The organism is Rhizobium sp. P2_G2, from assembly GCF_056403555.1.
This window is the reverse complement of record NZ_JBFUFF010000263.1, coordinates 1-1132: the sequence shown is the minus strand read 5'-3', so window position 1 is coordinate 1132 and position 1132 is coordinate 1. Positions and strand designations below refer to the sequence as shown.

Here is a 1132-nt window from a genome sequence, read left to right as displayed (position 1 = left end):
CAATATGATGCTGCATGGCGCTGGTGCATCGGTCGTATTGCGAGCGGAATTCGGTCTCCGATGCCGCGGCTATGCGGTAGCTTTTCTACACCGGACGGATTTCGGGCGTGCGCAGGCCAGCATGTGATTGAGGACTGCGCAGCTGAGGGCAGCTTCCGTCTGTTGGGCGGCGAATGAACGTGCCCGCAGCCGACGGCCGATGATCGATTTGTAACGACCGATCGCGGTCTCGACCAGAGATCGCTTGCCGTAACCGGTCGCGGCCTGCCATTTCATTCGACCATTGGCGTTGATCTYCGCGATATGCCGGTGGCGTTGACGGGAGGGATCGTCTTGCTGACGCTCCACCGCATTGGCACGCGGCGGAATGATCACCTCGGCATCGGCGGTGTGCTTGGTGACGGCATCGTAGGTCGGCTCACCGTCATAGGCTCCATCGGCCGTGAACTGGCTGATCGGTGTGTCGATCTGGTCGAGTAGCCGCTCCACCTGCGAGGCGTCGCCGGCATCCTGGTCGGTCATGACGTGAGCGATGATGTCGCCGCTATCGGCATCCAGCGCCAGGTGCAGTTTGCGCCAACCCCTTCGGGATTTGACACCATGCTTTTCCTCCAGCCATTGGCCAGCGCCGTAGATTTGCAGCCCTGTGCTATCGATCAGGACGTGGACAGGCCACTTTTCCGAGGGATGATTACATTGCCGCTTGTCCGGCATTCTCGGCTTGCCTGCCCGACGACTCAAGGTCGTATGATCGGGAACGGCGAGATCTAGTCCCATCAGCTTCAGAACCGATGTGACAAAACCTTCCGTCTGGCGCAGCCGAAGGCCGAACACCAGTCCCAGCGTCAGAGCGGCCTCTATCGCCAGATCCGAGTAGCGTGGCTGGCCACCGCGTGTCGTGCGCTTCGGAGCCCGCCAGGACGACAAAGCTTCCGGTGTCATCCAAAGCGTCAGGCTGCCGCGTCGACGAAGCCCTGCCTCGTACTCATGCCAGTTCGTCACCTTGAATTTCATCTTGCCTATGTGATGGCGTCGTGAGGCATTGTGCTTGAAGGGCATCGTGGCGGAGACCAGTTATCGGGCTGGCCCAGCATCTACGACACCGCGTTTAACGATCCCTGCACCAAGGCTG

The 1132-nt window shown here is 60.5% G+C and carries 1 protein-coding gene; it reads right to left on the bottom strand.

What is annotated here, in order from left to right:
- Positions 1-69: 69 nt before the first annotated feature.
- A complete protein-coding gene (locus AC1D06_RS42635) occupies positions 70-1059 on the bottom strand; it encodes an IS5 family transposase (protein ID WP_477991618.1) in 990 nt (329 codons plus the stop codon).
- Positions 1060-1132: the final 73 nt, after the last annotated feature.